The sequence below is a fragment of the Vagococcus sp. 211 genome (genome assembly GCF_056322705.1).
This window is the reverse complement of the sequence record NZ_CM150475.1, coordinates 1,778,371-1,797,125: the sequence shown is the minus strand read 5'-3', so window position 1 is coordinate 1,797,125 and position 18,755 is coordinate 1,778,371. Positions and strand designations below refer to the sequence as shown.

Here is an 18,755-nt window from a genome sequence, read left to right as displayed (position 1 = left end):
AGTTTTTTCACGTTATTTATTCATAAAACAAGAAAAATTGAGATATTAATTTACACAAAAATGAAAAAAAACTAATAATTAATTATTTAAATTTTTTTTTGTTAAGATACTTTACATAACGCAGCTTATATAACAACTATTCTTTTTACACAAGAAAGGAGGAGAAATAGATGGATTCAAGAAAACAGATGAACGGCCATAAAATAAGAGCGATTAACAGAACATGGTCGGTACAAATATGGGGGATGTTATCTTTCCTTGTCATGTTCATCTCGTGTATGGTTTCTGTAGATAGTGCCGAGGCACAGTACTTAGTAGAAAAAGGACAGGATACAAAAGATGAAATAGATGTATCTCTTACTATAGATCAATCTAAAGGAGAACAAGTAACAATCAAATACAGTGGTATTGGTGGTTTTGGGGCTGAATCAGTGGAAGAATCTCAAATATCAGGTGATGAGATTGATACTGACAAGATAAAAATGACATCGTCTAATCATGTAAGTGAGGATGGTTTTACTTTTATAGCTAGTGAGGATAATCAAGCATCTGTTTTTAATTTTAATTTTGGGAAAGTAACTGACGCTTACCAAGAGGGGTTTGTTCAGTTAAGCGTTGATGGAAAAGTTGTCAAAAAAATAACATTTGACACGATTGATGTGGAAGCTGAGAGAATTAAAAAAATTGATGAAAACATTGCTAAAGACGTTGTTAAGGACATAACAAATGAAACCACAAAGGAAGAACCAATAGTTGAACAAGAATCAAGAGGGTTATTAAATCTAACACAAGAGTCAAACATTAGAGGAGCTAATCGGAAAGTTGTTAACAATTGGAACGATTTTGAAACGGCTTTGTCAGATAAAACGGTTCACCTCATTGAGTTAGAAGCAGATATTACTATTAATAATAGCCTAGATCGATTGGGATTAGATCGTAACTTAACGATTAATGGGAATGGCCATCACTTTGATTTTACCGGTACTACCAATCGAAGCATAGGAATTGATTCGGTATCCGTACCAACACAACTTGTTATTAAAAATCTGTCTTACAGTGGTAGTAATACTACGGCAATATTGAATGGAAGTAGCGGTGATAACTGGCACGTTATACTCGACAACGTGTCTTCAGAAGGTTCTGATTATGTGAGACGACCATTGCTTCACTTACCAAATAGTCAGGTAACTATGACGGGTAGTAATACGTTTAACTATACCGGTGGTGCTTCATTTATCAGTGCGGGTGATTTAAACATTAGTGGGGAATTGACCTACAATTCAGAAGCGAGATATCCGTTCTATCATTCTACTTCAGGTAATGTTTCGGCTGATAGTGGTACCAATATTTATTACAGCAGTTCTGACTATAGAGGGAATTTTATTTCTTCATCAGAAGCACTCAATGTGGATTTGTCTAATACCTCTGTTCATAAGGGGGCTTCTAATCAACAAGCAGGTTATTTTATTGAAGGATCCAGTTCAGTTAATTTAATGGTTAACAATGATTCTCCAATAGATTGGGAGTTTGGTCGTATTAATGGCTTAGTTGATTCTGGTAGAGGTTTTAAAGTAGAGATGAATCATCTGAATATCATTATGGATAGTCATGACTCTAACGTCTTTAATATGTCAGGTACAGCACCAGTGTTCCATTTTTCTAATGGAATGATTCAAGTTAAAGACACTGAAGCAACCACATCTTTTATCGAGACAGGCGTTCCAGATTCGGAAATAACCTTTACTCAAGCAGAGATTTATCACAAAAATGATTCTCGTACGAGTGTTAGAGGGACGTTTTTCTCTGCTACCAACGCTGCGGCGAATTCAGAATTAAATTTAATGGAAACCCGTTTAGTTGCGTCTAGTTTTAACGAAGTCACGGGAGAAGGAGAGAATCGCCGGTTATCAGGTGGAGGAAGCGTCATCAACGTGGGAACAAATGACACGGGTTGTCCAAACTTTACGTTAAACTTGAAGGGTGAAAAATCAGACGTTGTTTTAGAAGGTGGAGGCACCCGAACCGGGAGTAATGGAGGCATTATTTCTATGTCAGGTGCTGGTGGAGAATTCTTTGTATCAGACAAAGCTTCTTTAGAAGTAGATTCTCTTCAAGGAACCAATGCGACTCCCGCCGTTGTTATGCAGGCGTTAAAGGGTGGTTTTTATATCACTGAAGAATCAGAGATTATCTTGACTTCCATTGGTAATTCAAATAATTTATCACCTACCATGCGTTTTAGATTGGTAGGAGATATGACCTTTGAGATGGACAAAGGGTCTAAAATGGAAATTAAAAAATCGACAGATAGTAACTCAACTTTACCACCTGGTGTCAGGATGTACGGTGAGAACAACGAGATCTTTGTGAAAAACGGTTCTGAGTTCATTGTTCACAATAAAGGTGGACGAAGAGCTGAAGACGGTAGCGGTAATACAGACAATCAAGGTATTTATTATACCAATGGTTCTAACGCTGCACCTAATACATTTGAAGTAAGTGGAGAAAATTCGAATGTAGAGATTACAGCGGATCTTGGACCGGCTATTTATTCAGGAGAGGCCATAGATATTGTGGCGGGTACTTCAACGTATATGATAGCAAGGGGGCGTACGAGTTCTAGTAATGAAGGAATATTTGCTGGGAGTATTGTAAATGTCTCACTGAATTGTCCTAAATATTATGATTTCACTAATATGCGTGATGGTGGAGGAACAGTGTTCTCTAATAGTTCTGGGAAATTAAGCAGTCAAGATTCGACAGTTGCTTTTTGGAAGGTTGGGACAGACGTTACAGGGAACCCAACTCAGAGTTTCTTAACCACTGATTATTTTCTTTCAGGTGCCAATTACGGGAAAATTGAAACAGGTACGTCACAAGAGATTCGTGATTTTATGACATTGAATGGCTCAATGGTTAATATGTCTCGGATTAATGGAAACAATCAAGCAGCGCAGATCAATCAGCTACGAGTACCAACGAATGCTGATACGGGTATTTATGCACATGCTATTGTACCTGAAGGTCGAAACGACGAACCCAGAGATGCCTTTGATGATGAAGTACATGCTGTGTTAGCTGTTTATGATCAACAAGGGAAAAAGATAGTTGAAGACATTGCGTCAAGTCAAGCCCAACAAATTCATGGTGCTACGACTAAAATGGGTGTTATTCAACTAAATCTACCTAAGAATATAAGTAAGTACCGAGATGAATTTATGACAGAGGGATGGAAAATTAATGTTTTAGAAGCTTGGCGAGGCTCTCCTAATAAAGGAGAAGAAACGAATATGGTGAGTCTACCTAGTGATATTAAGATAGATGAAACCACAACTATTGACGTGACACCTCCAAAAACACCTAGAATAAGTCATCCTGTGACCAATAGTATTAAACAGATCATGGGAACAGGTGATGAGCCTGGAGCTAAAGTCTTCATTAAAGTCAAAAATGAGTGGTTGTTAGATAACTCGGGACAATTAATAACGACAACAGTATCAGACGATGGAAATTGGATACTTGATTTGCCGAGATATGTGGATAAAACAGACGAGGTTGAAGTGTATTTAAAAGATGAGGTCGTCATTGAAGGCACCCACTTGACGTATACGTTACCAGACAGTTACACCTCAGAACCAGATAATGTATTAGGAAACCTTAGTGTCCCATATAAAGAATATCAACAAGGCAAAGGAAACTATCACGATGCTCGTGATAAAAAAGCCCTTTACCCAGCAACCTTAAAAGTGGCGAAAGATGTGTTACCAGACCAACCTCATGTTAAGAAAAGTTATACCTCTAGTGGGGGAGAAACAACGCAAGTAGGAGACACATTGACATATCAATTAACAGTGAAAAATGATAAAGAAAGTGTGGTACCAACGACTTGGCGAGACGTCATCATTAGAGATTATCTACCAAAAGAAGTGGTGTTTGATAAAGAGCGTGGAAATATTAAGTTGAATGGTATGAAACTATCGGAAAAAGAGTATACCTACGATGAAGAAAAACATGAATTACTGATTCCGATAGGGGATTTGACCTCGCAAGAAACAGCAAAAGTCACGTTTGATACGAAGGTATTGGTGAGTGCGGTTGGCAAAGAAATTATGAATATTTTTGATGCCACTGGGAACTCTCCGAGAGAAGCTACTTTTGTTCCTGGTCCAGAAAATGAGCAACACAAGAAAGAAACATATCAAGCAGAAGCAGACGTCAAGACAACAGAAGTGTTTGGTACCGTTCTACTGGCATCAGCACCAGAGATGTTTGATTTTGGTAAGGTGGAGTACAGAGGACAGCCAGTAGAAAAGAAAGAAGCTGAAAATTTAGCGCATCAAGACAAGTTAGTGGTGTCAGATAGTCGAGCCAATCAGTCTAAATGGACGGTTTCCGTCAAAGTACTAGAACCTTTAACTTCAGGTAATAATATGTTAACAGATGCCTTTAGGTATAGACTAAATCAACAAGATGAGCGGGTGTTAACAAGCTCAGAAACGGATATTTTTGTTGGCAAAGACGGTGGTTCAGCAGTGATTAGTGACACATGGTCTAAGGAAGGGAGTGGCTTAGGTTTATACATTAATGAAATAGAGTTAGGAAACCTTGGAACTTACAAAGGCGAGTTGTTGTGGACACTGAAGAGTGCACCTTAAGGGGGGATTGAGAATGGTAAACAAAAATAAAGTAATCGCGACTTTTCTACTTATTGTATTAGGATGCTTTGTTTTCAATGTACGAGGACTGGCTGAAATACAAGAAGTAGGAGGAAGTGCAAACGTTGATGGGCAAATTACATTCTTTGAAAGCGACGAAACAAAGCAAACCTCCCCGTCAGGGACGAAAGACACTTCAGGTGATAAAAAAAATTATCTGCCACAAACAGGAGACAACTTAGATTTTAGCACAAGGGTAACGGGTTTATTATTAGTAGTAATAGTGAGTATGGCAATTATGATAAAGGAGAGGAGGGGATATGGATGTGACGATTAAATATAAGAATGTCGTGTTTAGTTTATTATTAAGCATTGGTTTAATGGTATGTCCCGTATTTGTTCAAGGAGAAGCATTGGAGGGGGAAGGGATGGTTGAAGTGACAGGGCAAGGCATGACGCCTCCAACGGATCCAGAAGAACCTGGAAAACAAGTGGATCCTGGCCCTGGCCCCCACACTACAGGCAGTCTAAGAATTGATTTTGTGTCTTCTTTGAACTTTGGGCAACAAGAAATAACTAAAAGCCATCGCATCTACCCCTCTATGGCACAACTCTTTCATGATGACACGAAAGCTCGAGGGTATTACATCCAAGTTACGGATGAGCGGCAGCGGGCGGATGGTTGGACTTTACAAGTTAAACAAGAAAAACAATTTACGAACACTGTCATTCAAAAGACAGATGAGAAAGAATTAAGAGGGGCTGTGTTGTCCTTTGATAAAGGACATGCAGATTCCTTAGGAGCTTCAGTAATGAAGGCTCCAGAAGTGACCAGAGACACAATAGCTTTACATGCCATAGGAGAATCCTATGATGTTGCTAAGGCAGAACCAGGTTCTGGTATGGGAATATGGACCATTGAATTTGGTCATTCTGGGAAAGAGGACAGTGAAATAGCTTCAACTCTTTCACCATTACTGGATAAAGATGGTCAACCAGTTATGAATGACACCTTTAAAAAAAATAGTTACACTAATTCAGCTGTGACATTGACGGTCCCTGATAGTGTTCCTATTTACCCAGTGCAATATGATACTGAGATAACTTGGATATTAGCCAAGTTACCTTAATAAATAAAACCAACAAAAATAATAGGAGGAATTACACATGAAAAAATTTATGACAAGTACATTAATCGCAACCTTAGGACTAGCATTATGCTCAACAACGGTATTAGCTGCACCAGGAGAACTTATCTCTGATGGTAAAGTAGAAGTCACAGAAGGAACAGCCGGTGGTACTGAAGAGAATCCAAAAGACCCGGAAGATCCAGAGAAAGAAGTGGAACCTGATGAGCCCATTGTTGTGAACCCTGATAAAGGCTCTCTTGTTATTCAAGCTGTCACATCTTTGGATTTTGAAAAGATTGAGACCGGCGTTTCTCAAATTAATAAAAAAGCCAAAGAAGTAACAGTGAAACAAGTAGAAGGAGAAAAAGAAGTTAATCGTGGTCACTTTGTACAGTGGACAGATATCCGTAGCAGTGACAACTTTGGTTATACTCTAAAGGCAGAATTGACAAAACAATTTACCAACGCAAGTGCAGAAGGGGCGTCTAATACATTAGATGGCTCAAGTATTACCTATTCTAATGGGATGATGAACTCATTGGCTAATACTGACTATTGGGGTAATTTAGATAAACCGACGTTTGAGTTAACAGAAGAAGGTGCTGTAGACGTAGTAACTGCTAAATCAGAAGATAAATTAGGTAAAGGTGAATACTTTGTAGAGTTCGGGCAAAGTGACGATTGGAACCCTGAAGATCACCCAACAGGTAATGGTGGGGTAGCTGGAACAGCTAAAGATTCTGTTGAATTGACTGTACCAGCAGCGACAGCTTCTACAATGGCAACAGGTAATTATGTAGCAGAGATTACTTGGACCTTAGAAGCAGCAATGTAGAAAAAATAACCAACGAACTGATACAGATTAGTTTAACTAGTCTGTATCATGTTTATTAAAAATAAAGAAGAGGTGTAAAAAAATGGAACAACAAAATAAACGAGGGAGTTTCGTCGTCATTATCTGTTTGCTTTTTGCTTGGTGTCATGTATTTGGCGCGTCACTAGCATTTGCAGAAGAAACAACAGATCCAGCTGGTGCAGCAGGATTTACTTATAATATTGAGTACCCAGACAATCAAACAAGTGATAAAGGCTACTATGATTTACTAATGAAGCCAAGCCAAAGTCAAACAGTGTCGATTGAATTGATTAATCCGTCAAAACAACCAGTCACCGTTTTAGTTGGATTGAATGGTGCGAAGACGAATAAAAATGGGGTAGTTGAATACGGAGATAATAGTATTGATACAGATTCTTCTTTAAAGTTTGATTTCGAAGAATTAGTCAAAGGGCCAGAATCTGTGACCATTGAACCAGGGACATCTAAAAAGGCAGAGTTTGAAATAAAGATGCCGAAAACGAGCTACGATGGGATTGTTCTAGGTGGTATCCAGTTAATTAGAGATGACAGTAAGGACAAGAAAGAAAAAGTTACCGGTTCACAGGTAAAAAATAAGTACATGTATATTGTGGGGATGACTCTCAGAAATTCAGATAAAAAGGTGACGCCAGCTTTGGAATTAAACAAGGTATACGGGGAGCAATTTAATTATCAAAACACTATTTATGTCAACTATTCTAATGTTAACGCAGCCATGTTAGAAGACATGTCAACGGAAGTTCAAATTATGAAAAAAGGATCTAAAACTGTCCTTTATGAAACGAAAAAAACAGACATGCGGATGGCACCTAACACCCATATTGATTTTCCTGTTAGTATGAATGGTGAAAAAATGGTGGCTGGAGAGTATACGGCTAATATATTAGTGACCGGTGCTGATAATATCAGAGAAGAATGGACGAAGGATTTTACGATTACAAAAGAAGAAGCAGATCAGTTTAACCAAAGAGATGTGGGATTAATTGAAGAAAAAGGTGTTAATTGGACGCTGATTCTATCAATTGCTGTAGGCAGTGTGTTGTTTATTATTGTTGCTTACACCTTGATTACTAATATTGCCAATAAGAAAAAACAAGGAAATAAAGGAAAGAGCACTAAGAGAAAAAGAAAATAGGAGGAATTCACATGCTAAGCACCGAAAATATACTAATCGTTTTACTTGTGTTATCCGTTATTGGCTTATGTCTCTTTGTTTTCTTCTTCAGCCAAAGCTTAGTAACTGGTAACCGACTTAAAAAAATGGGAGGAGTCAGTCGTCGGAATAAGAAAAAATACCGACGACTGAAAGAAGAAAGATCGTTACTAAACGAAAGAAAAATCTCCCAGATAAAAATAGGTATGATTAGTCTTGTTTTAGGTGTCAGTTGTGGCTTAGGTGGTCTGTATATGAAACACTACATAGCAACCAATATGAGTTCAGAAGATACAGAAACCGTTGTAAATGGTTACTACCTCATTCGAGATTTTGAAGAACAAATAGAGTTAGCTGGGGAAGGGAAAGAGGACCAAGATAAACTTTCCCGTAATATCAAATACTTAGCGAATACAATGGCAAGTTATGCCTTGTATTCAGCAAACCCCTTGAATTCAGAAGAAGGACAGTTAGGATTAAATAGATACTATAAAAGTATCCAAGAATTAGGTATTAATCACAGTGTGACGTACAATCAGTTTTATGGTAATCCAGAAGCCGTAGAAGAAACAAAAAAGGACATTGAAAAAATTAAAAAAACAGAGAAAAAGGTATATAGCTATTTTGGTATTGATGAGACGGCATTGAAAGAAAAGTAAGGTGTAATCATATGGTAACAAGGAATAAAAAAAGGGCTTCTAAGATAAAGGGACACGATAAAAAAAATCGTGTTCTTTACCTTATATATGCTTTGTTATTGTGGGGAATCGTGGTTGTTGGCATTCTGTTAAGTTTCTATAAAGTGACGTCTATTACTAACTACGGCATGTTGCCGACTTTAAGTAAGGGGGACATCCTATTCGTCAAAAAAAGAGCAAGACTGACACGACATGACTTAGTGTTAGTAGATAGAGGAACGAAACAGAGTGTCGTTTTACGTGTGATTGGGCTACCAGGTGAAAAAGTGAAACATGTGAAGGATCAATTGTTGATAAATGACCAACCTGAGGATGAAAAATACTTGGTTAATAAGGTCAACGAAGCTGGAGAGAATGGTGGCCAGTTTACAGAAGACGTGACATTGTCAGATTTAGGAGATAAGACCGTTGTTCCAGAAGATTGTTTTGTTTTACTAGGAGATAATCGGCCATATTCTAATGATAGCCGTACTTATGGGTATATTACTCAACAGCAAGTCATAGGGAAAGTGGTATGGATATGGTAAAAGGACCATTCTTTTCTATTATTTTACAACTATTTATTCAGTATTATTGCAATGGTTAGCCACATGATGGTAGAGTATTAACTATATGACAGGCAATACCCTTTATAGTGTTAGCTAACAGTTTGACATGGAATCCTGAGTACTTAGAATGTTTAGGATGATAATAAAAAGTTGTGTCGTGTTGTGTAATATAAATAGAAAAGACATAAGGGAGACAAAACATCCGATGAGAAACATAAAAATGACCATTGAATATGATGGAAAGAGATACCAAGGTTGGCAACGTTTAGGTGATTCAGATAAGACGATTCAAGGTAAAATTGAGAACATTATTAAACAAATGACTGGTGAGAAAATCGAGATTGTGGGCTCTGGACGTACAGATGCTGGAACACATGCTAGAGGTCAAGTTGCAAACTTTAAAACAGAATCAACGATGATTTTAGCAGACATGATTGAGTTTATGAATGCTTATTTACCTCAAGACATTGTGATTAATCACATGGAAGAAGTACCGGAAAGATTTCATGCAAGATATCACTGTGAAGGTAAGCAATACAGCTATTATATTTGGAATGATATTATTCCATCGGCATTCCAACGCCAATATAGCTTTCATCAAGGGCAAGCATTAGACATTGAGAAAATGAAACAAGCCTGTGAAAAATTTGAAGGAACCCATGACTTTTTAGGCTTTTCTGCTTTAAAAAAATCTAAAAAATCAACGGTGAAAACCATTGACTCATTAACTATGGAGCAAGATGGTAGTATGTTACATTTTACCTTTAAAGGAGACGGTTTCTTACACAAAATGGTGCGTATCATCATGGGAACGATTTTAGAAATTGGTCAAGGAAGCATGCAATTATCAGATATTGATGAGATATTTGAGAAAAAAGTGCGAGAACAAGCAGGAATCACTGTACCATCTCAAGGGTTATTCTTAGACGAAGTTTATTATAAATAACACTAAAAAAACTTGCTGATTCTAGCAAGTTTTTTATTTTTATCTCTTCTTTGTTTGTCGTGTTATACTGAAAGAAAAAGGAGGTTTTTTTATGAAGATATCGTATCATGGACATTCCGTTGTAGTCATAGAAGCAGCTGATGGGACTCGTATCATTGTAGATCCTTTTATTACAGGTAATTCACTAACAGACTTAGTAGTGGAAGATATTTCTGTGGATTATATTTTAATTACTCATGGTCATAATGATCACGTGGGAGATATGATTGAGATAGGAAAGAAATGCGGGGCAACGATTATAGGGGTACCAGAAGTCACACACTTTGCAGAAAAGCAAGGCATAAAGAACACTCATGGTATGAATATTGGTGGTGCTTATGAGTTTCCTTTTGGGCGAGTTAAGATGGTAGTTGCTCAGCATAGTTCTGGCTATGAGTTGGGAGAAGAGATGCTTTATATGGGAGAACCTGGGGGATTTGTCATAACCATTGATGGAAAGACCGTGTATCATGCAGGGGATACTGCTTATTTTAGCGACTTAGGTTTGTTAAAAGAAGAGACTCAAATTGATGTGGCGTTTTTACCAATTGGTGATAATTTCACGATGGGTCCAACAGATGCTTTAAAAGCGAGTGCTAGGATTGGGGCTAAACACGTTGTTCCGATTCATTACAATACATTCCCAGTGATTGAACAAGACGGTGAGTCTTTCGTTAAGGCCTTGCCAGAACATGTTGGTTTGTTCATGGCAGTAGGGGATGAGCTTAGATTGTAGTCAGATAAATAAGACAGAGAGTTATTTTTAAGATTCTGTCTTATTTATTTTTTGTTTTCTTTAAAAATATGTTAAAGTAAAAACGATGGAGAAGGATAAGTGTAGATAAATAAAAGAAAAGAGTCGTGAGAGAATGAGTAAAAAAGGAACCAGAAAACCGAGTCAAACGAAACACAAACCTAAGAATCAAGGGGTAGGTATCGTAGAGCATAAGGTTGTAGAAGAAGGTGAATTGCTAGCCTTTTTATTAGAGGTTATGCCAACAACAAGCCGTAATTCGGTGAAATCAATTTTGAAACGTGGCCAAGTAACAGTGAATGGCAAAGCCACCACACAACATAATCACCCGATTAAACCAGGACAAATCATAGGGATTCAAACCAATCAAAAAGCCATGCAAGAAAAAACAATTGTTGGGATTGAAATTATGTATGAAGATGATGATTTTATTGTCATTTCAAAAGATGCAGGAATCCTATCGGTTGCTATGAATGGCGGGGGATTTGAACCGACTGCTCACAACCAGCTAATGACCTATGTTCGTCAAACTCATCCGAAAAACCGGGTGTATATTGTGCATAGATTAGATAGAGACACATCAGGTGTGATGGTTTTTGCTAAAAACGAAGAGATGAAAGAAAAACTCCAAGAAAACTGGAAAGAAGCAGTCTTAGAAAGAAAATATACGGCCCTTGTTGAAGGAGACGTTAGAAGAGACAGTGACACAATCAGTTCATGGTTGAAAGAAAGTAAGTCATTTAAAGTTCACTCTGCCCCCTTTGATAACGGTGGGAAACACGCAGTCACCCATTATAAAAAAATCCGTTCTAATGGCGACTTTAGCTTGTTAGAAGTCCAATTAGAAACCGGTCGAAAAAATCAAATTAGGGTTCACATGGAGGAAATCGGTCACCCTGTTGTTGGGGATAAAAAGTACAGCGCTAGAACCAATCCCTTGAAACGTCTGGGTCTACATGCGACAACCTTGATTTTTATTCATCCTAGAACAGGCGAACAATTGGAATTTCATGCCAGTGTTCCAAAGAAATTTACTAAAACGTTAAGTAAGTCCAAACAAAGCTAAACAAAAACCCTCTAAACGACGTCGTTTAGAGGGTTTTTGTCATTTAACAGCAGATTGATTTAAGTAACCATACCATTTTCCTTTGCTGTCAAAAAGAGAATAGTAAGTACTGCCATTAATATGTTGGTAACGACCTCTAGCCACGAAGCGTTTTCCGTATAATTGATTCGTTGTTTGTTTTTTCTTCCAATTAAAATTAGACCAAGTATTGTAACCTTTTTTTGAAATGGTAACATGGCGACCATCAGATAGGTAAGCCCCTTGCTTGCCATTTCCTTCTTTGGTTGCTTTTGCATTGATATAACCTTGCCACTTGTTATTAGTGTCATACAGAGATAAGTAAGTGGCTCCGTTAAGGTGCTCGTATTTTCCTTTAGCGAGATAGGTTTTACCTGTTACTTGTTTAGCAGAATGTTTTGTTTTCCAGTTAAAATTAGACCAGGTGTTGTAGTTTTTACTCGTTACTGTCACATATTTTCCGTAAGATATATAGTCACCTTGATCTGGAAGAGAGACTAGGTTGTTCGTTTGATAGATTAATTGAGTGATAATGCCATCTACCTGTTTTTGAGTAGCAGACGCATTATTATCCATTTTTATTGCTTGTTGTAAGATTATTTCTAATGCTTGTTTTGATGCTGCTGTGTAGCGTCCAGCATCCCGTGATGTTTGTGCTGTGGCGATTGTCCGTTTTAATCGTGTTTTTGTTACCTTGATATTTAGGTTTGGTACAACAGGTTCTAAATCATCAAACATTGCACTTGGCATAATGGGGTTATCGATAATCAGGATGTTTTTTTGATCATAAGGACGGATGTGTTCGTCTGTTATGGTGACATAGTCACTGTGAATTTCTGCTGTTGATTGAAAATGTGATGTAGAAGCTGCAAAAAATAAGTAGAAAGGACCTGAAATAGAGCGAGAATTCCTACTTCCTCGGGCAACTTTTGTGCCAGCTTTGTAAATAAAGTTATCTGATGTTTTCATGTCTTGGTTCAATACACCGTATTGAATGTAAGCTGATCCATCGGTTAACTCATCTTGTGTGCTTGCAAACGATGGAACAGAGGTAAATAGGGTGACTAGTAATATAATAATGAATCCGGTTAATAATTTGGTTTGATGCTTCATGAGAAACTCTCCTTTTAGTTGTCTTATTTTTTATTATTTGATAGATAAACGTAACAAATGAAAACAATATATATAACAAGTATAATTTGATAGGTGTAAAAAAGACAATGGTTTATTTAAATAGGTATTAGTAGTGAGTGGGATGAATGATAAAGGTTAGTAAAAATAACGCTAAAATGGAAAATTTGTATGTGTTGGGTTTGCTTTGGAAAGAATATACAGTATAGTTAAGGGTGAAATAACTTTGAGTGTAAAGGAAGTGCCATATGCGTATCAATAAATACATTAGTGAAGCAGGAAAAGCCTCGAGACGTGGGGCAGATAAGTTAGTAACAGAAGGGCGAGTAACCATTAATGGGAAAAAAGCTCAAATAGGAAGTCAGGTTGAGCCAGGAGATGACGTTAGGGTTGATGGCAATCAGTTATATGTTGCTAGAGACAATGTTTATATTGCTTTGAACAAGCCCATTGGTATCACAAGTACCACTGAAAAAGGGGTCAAAGGGAATGTTGCAGATTTAGTTAATCACACGCCTCGAGTGTTTAATATCGGACGATTGGATAAGGATTCTGATGGGTTATTGTTAATGACTAATGATGGGGATATTGTGAACGAAATTCTTCGGTCAGAAAATCGACATGAAAAAGAATACCTAGTATCTGTAGACCGCGCGATCACGCCAGATTTTTTAACCAACATGTCTAAAGGTGTTAAAATACTAGGTAAAAAGACTTTGCCTTGTGAGATAGAAGAATTATCTAAATACGAATTTCGTATTATTTTAACTCAAGGTTTAAATCGCCAAATTCGCCGTATGTGTGAAGAGCTAGGTTATAATGTGGTTCGTTTACAACGTATTAGAGTGATGAACATTGAGCTAGGTAATTTACCTGTTGGGCAATGGCGTTATTTATCTAAAAAAGAAAAAAGTCAGCTATTTAGAGATTTAAATTACGAACCAAGAGAATGGTAAAGGGATTACCAAATAAAATAAAACAACTGGAATCAATTTGCGATTCTAGTTGTTTTTATCTTATATAGAGTTACTTTCGTTATTGTGTTGCTTTAGAGTTGAGGTACCCCTGCCATCTTCCTTTGGCATCATATAAAGAATAGTAAGTAGACCCATTATAATGCTGGTATTTACCGCGTGCAGTGTAGTTCTTTTTCATGACTTTAGTCGTATTACTACGAGGAGACCATTTAAAGTTTTGCCATAGGGTGTAATTTCGTCTTTTGATAGTTACTGTTCGACCATCTTTAATAAAGGCTCCTTGAGGCCCATTACCAACTTTAGTGGCCCGTTGATTAATATACCCATACCATTGCCCTTTTTTGTCATATAACGAAAGATAAGTAGAACCGTTTCGATGATTGTATTTCCCTTTAGCTAAGAATGTCTGTTGACGAATAGATTTGGCAGGGAATTTCATTCGCCAAGAGAAATTTCGCCAAGTATTGTAATTAGAACTAGTGACAGTAATATATTGGTTATAGGGAATGTAATTTCCTTGAGGAGGTGTTTCTTTTATCTTTTTATAGATGAGTGTGATTGTCTGTTTTGTATCGGAGTGGATTCCCATAGTGCCGTCATAGGTTGTCTCATACAAATAACCTTGAATAAGAGGAGTAGAAACCATAAAGTAATCGCCGATAGTACCGTAAAAAACAGTATCAGGTTGAATTTTTTGTCCATGGGTGTCTATATATTTGACAGTAACTGGGGCTGAGTTGGTTACTTCGTTTAAAGGAGTAGGTGCATTGACTGTGGGACTATTTTCTTTATCATCAGTAGTATCTATCGTGTAAGAGGTTACTTTAGTGGTTAATACCTGGGCGTGTGATGTGGCGGGCTGGTAAAAAGGAACAAGAGTCATGGTTAGGAGAAACGTTATAGGCAAAGGGATGATTATTAAAAGTCGTCTAAAGTGTGTCATGATGTTCACTCCTTTCATTTATATGTTAATTATATGTTAAAAATAGGTTAAAATAAATCATTTTAACTTATTTTGTTTTATTTATAACGAATTGGTATATGTAATGTTTCATCTATATTTAAAAGGTTATAATAAGTATGAGGTAATTCATTAAATGTTAGGAGTGTTAAGTATGTGTACAAGTATAGCGCTACAATCTAAAGAAAAGACGTCGTATTTTGCTAGAACGCAAGATTTTAATATACTACTGGATGATTATATAGGGATTCAAATTCCGAGGAATTATTTGATAGAGGCAAGTAGTTACCATTTTTCAGCTCGTTATTCGGTGATAGGGCTGAGTGCTCTGGTAGAAGGAGAGCCTTTATTATCTATTCCAGATGGAGTAAATGAATTTGGTCTAGGTGGTTCGACACAAAGGTTTTCTGAATACCATAACTACTCTACTGAAGATGAGATTGTGGCAAACAAAAAAACACCTTTAAAAAGCGGTCATTTTTTGCTGTGGGTATTGTCTCAGTGTAAGGATACTTATGAGGTAGAAGAAAAAATTAAGGAAGTAGCGATTGTGGATAAAGCGACGTTTGGAGAAGGAGAAGGAGAGCCTAGGCATTTTCTATTCACAGACAAAACAGGTCGAAGCATTGTTGTTGAGCCTAGTGAAAAAATGGGGTTTAAAGTTTATGAAAATAGGATAGGGGTGATGACTAATAGCCCAGATTTTAGTTCACATCTTTCTTTTTTATCCAATTTTACCGGTTTGTCTAATGTGGATCCAACTCCGAAAAATATGAAGGGATTTACTCTAGAGTCCACAGGAAAGGGATTAGGCTTTTTAGGTATGCCAGGAGATTACACCTCAATGTCTCGGTTTGTTAGAATTGCCTATTTGAACTATTTTAGTGAACCTTTATCAGATAAAGAAACCATCAGTCAAGCTTTCCATCTATTATCAAGTGTGAATATTGCAAAAGGTGCTATCAAGTTGGAAGATGAGCCCGCAGAAGAGTCTCTGCTTTATTCGCAATATCAAATAGTGTATGATTTAAAGCATTTAAGTCTGTATTTAAAACTTTATCATAATCATCGGTTGCAAAAAATTAACTTTTGTTCTGAAATAGCAAAAGGGACTAAAATAAGAACGTATCAGTTTATTCAAGAAGAAGACATACTAGAAGTCACAGTGGATGAATGAAAGGAGACAGAGCCTATGCCACAAAAGATAACCTATGAATTGATTGAGAAGACACGTGAAAAAGACATCAATTTGCCTAATGAGCCATTTTCATTAATCGGAAAGATGATTCCGAAATATACCAATGAAGAATGGTCGTTTGTAGTAGAGAAAGCAGAAACAATCTCAGATATGATCTTTCCAGATGAAGAGTACGTTTATGATGATATGTCAGAGACAAGTTATTTTATTGGTGCCTATGATAATGGGAAGTGTGTCGGTTTAGCGATCATGCAACAGGCTTTTTTTAAGCACATGTATTTGTATGATTTAAAAGTGAAGAGTGCTTACCGAGGGAAAGGTATTGGAGAGGGACTGATCCAAGCTTGTCAACAATTAGCCGTTAGAGAAGGGTATTTAGGGATATATACTCAAGGACAAGATAATAATCTTTCAGCCTGTTTGTTTTATATAAAGACAGGTTTTACCATAGGAGGTCTGGATACTTGCGTTTATAAAGGGACTTCTCAAGACAATAAAAAAGATATTTATTTTTATTTAGAATGTTAAAGGTCTGTTGAAAAGTGTCTTTTTAATCATAAGAGAAGATGCTTTTCATTAGTCATGTTTAATGAAACTAAAGAATTGTTCAAATAACATCTGTATTAGGAATTAAAGTGTTCTATACCTTAAATACATCAAGGATTATTACCACAATATGTTATTTAAAATAACGTTAATATTTTGACAAAAGAGGGTCAGAATGCTATATTTTTAGGTAACGCTTACAATTCGAGGAGGATATCATGAAAAAGAAATTAGTGGGGCTAGGTTTAATTTTATCAGGAGTATTATTAGTTGCAGCATGCGGTAATTCCGATAAGGCAAAAGAAGAAGAGGAAGACTCTTACAGTGTGGCTTTAGTGACTGATTTGAGTGGTGTAGATGACCGTTCTTTCAACCAGTCGGCTTGGGAAGGGTTACAGGAATGGGGTAAAGATAGTAACAAAGAAAAAGGAAAAGGTGGGTTTAATTATTACGAAGCCGCAACAGATGGTGAGTATTTACCAAGTATTAACAATGCTATTAATGATGGTTTTGACTTAGTCATTGGTGTCGGATTTACGTTGCAAGAGCCGATTGAATCTGCAGCTGACGCACATAAAGATACTGATTTTGTGTTAATTGATTCAGATATTCAGGATAAGGACAACGTGGTGTCTGTGGTCTTTAATGATAATGAGGCAGCTTATTTGGCAGGTATTGCTGCAGCTAAAAAAACACAAACAAACCATGTCGGTTTTGTTGGTGGGATGGAAGGCGAAGTTATTGGTCGTTTTCATGCTGGTTTTGTAGCGGGCGTTCACTCTATCGATCCAGATATTAAGATTGATACGCAGTACGCTGGCTCATTTGGTGATGCGGCTAAAGGAAAAACCATTGCTAGCGCCATGTATCGTGGTGGGGCAGATGTTATTTATCATGCCGCAGGTGATACAGGAAATGGTATCTTCTCAGAAGCAAGAGACATCATGAATCACAGTCAAGAAAATCCGGTATGGGTGATTGGTGTGGATAGAGACCAAGAAGCTGAGGGCGAGTATAAAGAGGGCAATGTGACATTGACATCAACCATTAAGGCTGTGGGAGTTGTTGTGGAAGAAATTGCTAAAAACGCTGAAAAAGGGGACTTTCCAGGGAATGAAGTGTTAACTTATGGTTTGAAAGATAAGGGTGTATACTTAGCGGACGGTCAATTAGATGATGACACATTAGGATTAATTAAAGAAGCAGAGCGAGATATTATTGATGGTAAAATTGAAGTACCAACAAAACCAAAACGTTAATCAAGGAGTGACAGAATGAGTATTCATATTAGTGCTAAACAAGGAGACATCGCGGACAAAATACTATTACCAGGTGATCCATTACGTGCCAAGTATATCGCAGAAACGTACTTAGACAATCCAGTTTGTTACAACGAGGTTCGAGGGATGTACGGCTATACTGGAACATATAAAGGCGAACGTCTTTCTGTTCAAGGAACAGGGATGGGGGCGCCTTCTGCTGCGATATATATTAATGAATTAATCAATGATTACGGGGTAAAAAAACTGATACGTGTAGGAACCTGTGGGGCATTGAACACAGAGGTAAAAATCAGAGACATTATAGTGTCTCAAGCTGCTGTCACGACGTCGTCCATGGTCAAGCAAGCGTTCCCCACATTTGATTTCCCGCAAATTGCTAATTTCAAGATGTTAACAGAAGTGAATGAGGTTATTAAAGAACAAGGACTTACAGAAAAAACACATTTTGGTAATGTGTTATCTGATGATTTATTTTATAGGGACAACATAGAGGACTATATCAGATTAGCTAAGCATGGTGTACTAGCTGTTGAAATGGAGATCATTGCTCTTTACTATTTAGCAAGTAAATACAATGTGGACGCCCTCGCTATTTTGACAGTCAGTGATCATTTAATGACTGATGAACACACCACATCTGAAGAACGACAAGAATCATTTAATGAAATGCTCCAGGTAGGTCTAGATACACTACTTAAATAATACGGATAAGCAAAAGGATTAGGTTAGCTAATCTTTTGCTTATTTTTTTTATCTTTTTTAGAGGTAGCTATAA

At 37.2% G+C, this 18,755-nt stretch carries 17 protein-coding genes; 15 read left to right on the top strand and 2 right to left on the bottom strand.

The features are described from left to right. The first annotated feature begins 170 nt into the window (after nucleotides 1-170). The 10 genes from ACVWM0_RS08630 (at nucleotide 171) to ACVWM0_RS08585 (ending at nucleotide 11,866) form a co-directional block, all read left to right on the top strand. Nucleotides 171-4,655 (top strand): pectate lyase-like adhesive domain-containing protein, encoded by a 4,485-nt coding sequence (locus ACVWM0_RS08630; RefSeq protein WP_476472235.1) that lies wholly within the window; start codon nucleotides 171-173, stop codon nucleotides 4,653-4,655. 13 nt (nucleotides 4,656-4,668) lie between these two features. Beyond that, complete coding sequence (locus ACVWM0_RS08625) at nucleotides 4,669-4,992, top strand: hypothetical protein (protein ID WP_476472234.1); 324 nt, start codon at nucleotides 4,669-4,671, stop codon at nucleotides 4,990-4,992. Further along, the gene (locus tag ACVWM0_RS08620) at nucleotides 4,982-5,785 is read left to right on the top strand and encodes a WxL domain-containing protein (protein WP_476472233.1); all 804 of its coding nucleotides are present in this window, start codon (nucleotides 4,982-4,984) and stop codon (nucleotides 5,783-5,785) included. The genes ACVWM0_RS08625 and ACVWM0_RS08620 overlap by 11 nt, the downstream gene beginning before the upstream one ends. Nucleotides 5,786-5,822: 37 nt before the next feature. Then, nucleotides 5,823-6,620, top strand: a complete 798-nt coding sequence (locus tag ACVWM0_RS08615) for a WxL domain-containing protein (RefSeq protein WP_476472232.1) — start codon at nucleotides 5,823-5,825, stop codon at nucleotides 6,618-6,620. Nucleotides 6,621-6,702: 82 nt separating this feature from the next. Beyond that, complete coding sequence (locus tag ACVWM0_RS08610) at nucleotides 6,703-7,797, top strand: WxLIP family cell surface protein (RefSeq protein ID WP_476472231.1); 1,095 nt, start codon at nucleotides 6,703-6,705, stop codon at nucleotides 7,795-7,797. Between the two features lie 11 nt (nucleotides 7,798-7,808). Next, nucleotides 7,809-8,474, top strand: a complete 666-nt coding sequence (locus ACVWM0_RS08605) for a hypothetical protein (protein WP_476472230.1) — start codon at nucleotides 7,809-7,811, stop codon at nucleotides 8,472-8,474. Nucleotides 8,475-8,485: 11 nt separating this feature from the next. Further along, nucleotides 8,486-9,040, top strand: a complete 555-nt coding sequence (gene lepB / locus ACVWM0_RS08600; RefSeq protein WP_476472229.1) for a signal peptidase I — start codon at nucleotides 8,486-8,488, stop codon at nucleotides 9,038-9,040. A gap of 226 nt (nucleotides 9,041-9,266) precedes the next feature. Next, on the top strand, nucleotides 9,267-10,007 hold the full coding sequence (truA, locus tag ACVWM0_RS08595; protein WP_476472228.1) for a tRNA pseudouridine(38-40) synthase TruA: 741 nt from the start codon (nucleotides 9,267-9,269) through the stop codon (nucleotides 10,005-10,007). Nucleotides 10,008-10,098: 91 nt separating this feature from the next. Continuing rightward, nucleotides 10,099-10,782, top strand: coding sequence for a metal-dependent hydrolase (locus ACVWM0_RS08590; protein ID WP_476472227.1), 684 nt, complete (start codon nucleotides 10,099-10,101; stop codon nucleotides 10,780-10,782). A 133-nt stretch (nucleotides 10,783-10,915) separates the two neighbouring features. Further along, entirely contained in the window at nucleotides 10,916-11,866 is a 951-nt protein-coding gene (locus ACVWM0_RS08585) for an RluA family pseudouridine synthase (RefSeq protein ID WP_476472226.1), read from the top strand. A 39-nt stretch (nucleotides 11,867-11,905) separates the two neighbouring features. Here the strand turns inward: ACVWM0_RS08585 and ACVWM0_RS08580 are convergent, their stop codons facing one another. Continuing rightward, entirely contained in the window at nucleotides 11,906-12,997 is a 1,092-nt protein-coding gene (locus ACVWM0_RS08580; RefSeq protein ID WP_476472225.1) for a hypothetical protein, read from the bottom strand. A gap of 266 nt (nucleotides 12,998-13,263) precedes the next feature. Here ACVWM0_RS08580 and ACVWM0_RS08575 point away from each other — a divergent pair, with 266 nt between their 5' ends. Next, on the top strand, nucleotides 13,264-13,971 hold the full coding sequence (locus ACVWM0_RS08575; RefSeq protein WP_476472224.1) for a pseudouridine synthase: 708 nt from the start codon (nucleotides 13,264-13,266) through the stop codon (nucleotides 13,969-13,971). Nucleotides 13,972-14,050: 79 nt separating this feature from the next. Here the strand turns inward: ACVWM0_RS08575 and ACVWM0_RS08570 are convergent, their stop codons facing one another. Next, complete coding sequence (locus ACVWM0_RS08570; protein ID WP_476472223.1) at nucleotides 14,051-14,935, bottom strand: MucBP domain-containing protein; 885 nt, start codon at nucleotides 14,933-14,935, stop codon at nucleotides 14,051-14,053. A 172-nt stretch (nucleotides 14,936-15,107) separates the two neighbouring features. On the opposite strand from ACVWM0_RS08570, the gene ACVWM0_RS08565 reads away from it, so the two are divergent. From ACVWM0_RS08565 to deoD, 4 genes are all read left to right on the top strand, one after another. Then, complete coding sequence (locus ACVWM0_RS08565; protein ID WP_476472222.1) at nucleotides 15,108-16,130, top strand: choloylglycine hydrolase family protein; 1,023 nt, start codon at nucleotides 15,108-15,110, stop codon at nucleotides 16,128-16,130. Between the two features lie 15 nt (nucleotides 16,131-16,145). Further along, entirely contained in the window at nucleotides 16,146-16,679 is a 534-nt protein-coding gene (locus tag ACVWM0_RS08560) for a GNAT family N-acetyltransferase (RefSeq protein WP_476472221.1), read from the top strand. Between the two features lie 236 nt (nucleotides 16,680-16,915). Continuing rightward, a complete protein-coding gene (locus tag ACVWM0_RS08555; RefSeq protein ID WP_476472220.1) occupies nucleotides 16,916-17,956 on the top strand; it encodes a BMP family lipoprotein in 1,041 nt (346 codons plus the stop codon). A 15-nt stretch (nucleotides 17,957-17,971) separates the two neighbouring features. Then, nucleotides 17,972-18,682: a purine-nucleoside phosphorylase gene (gene deoD, locus ACVWM0_RS08550; RefSeq protein WP_476472219.1), complete on the top strand. Its 711-nt coding sequence runs from the start codon at nucleotides 17,972-17,974 to the stop codon at nucleotides 18,680-18,682. Nucleotides 18,683-18,755 lie beyond the last annotated feature (73 nt).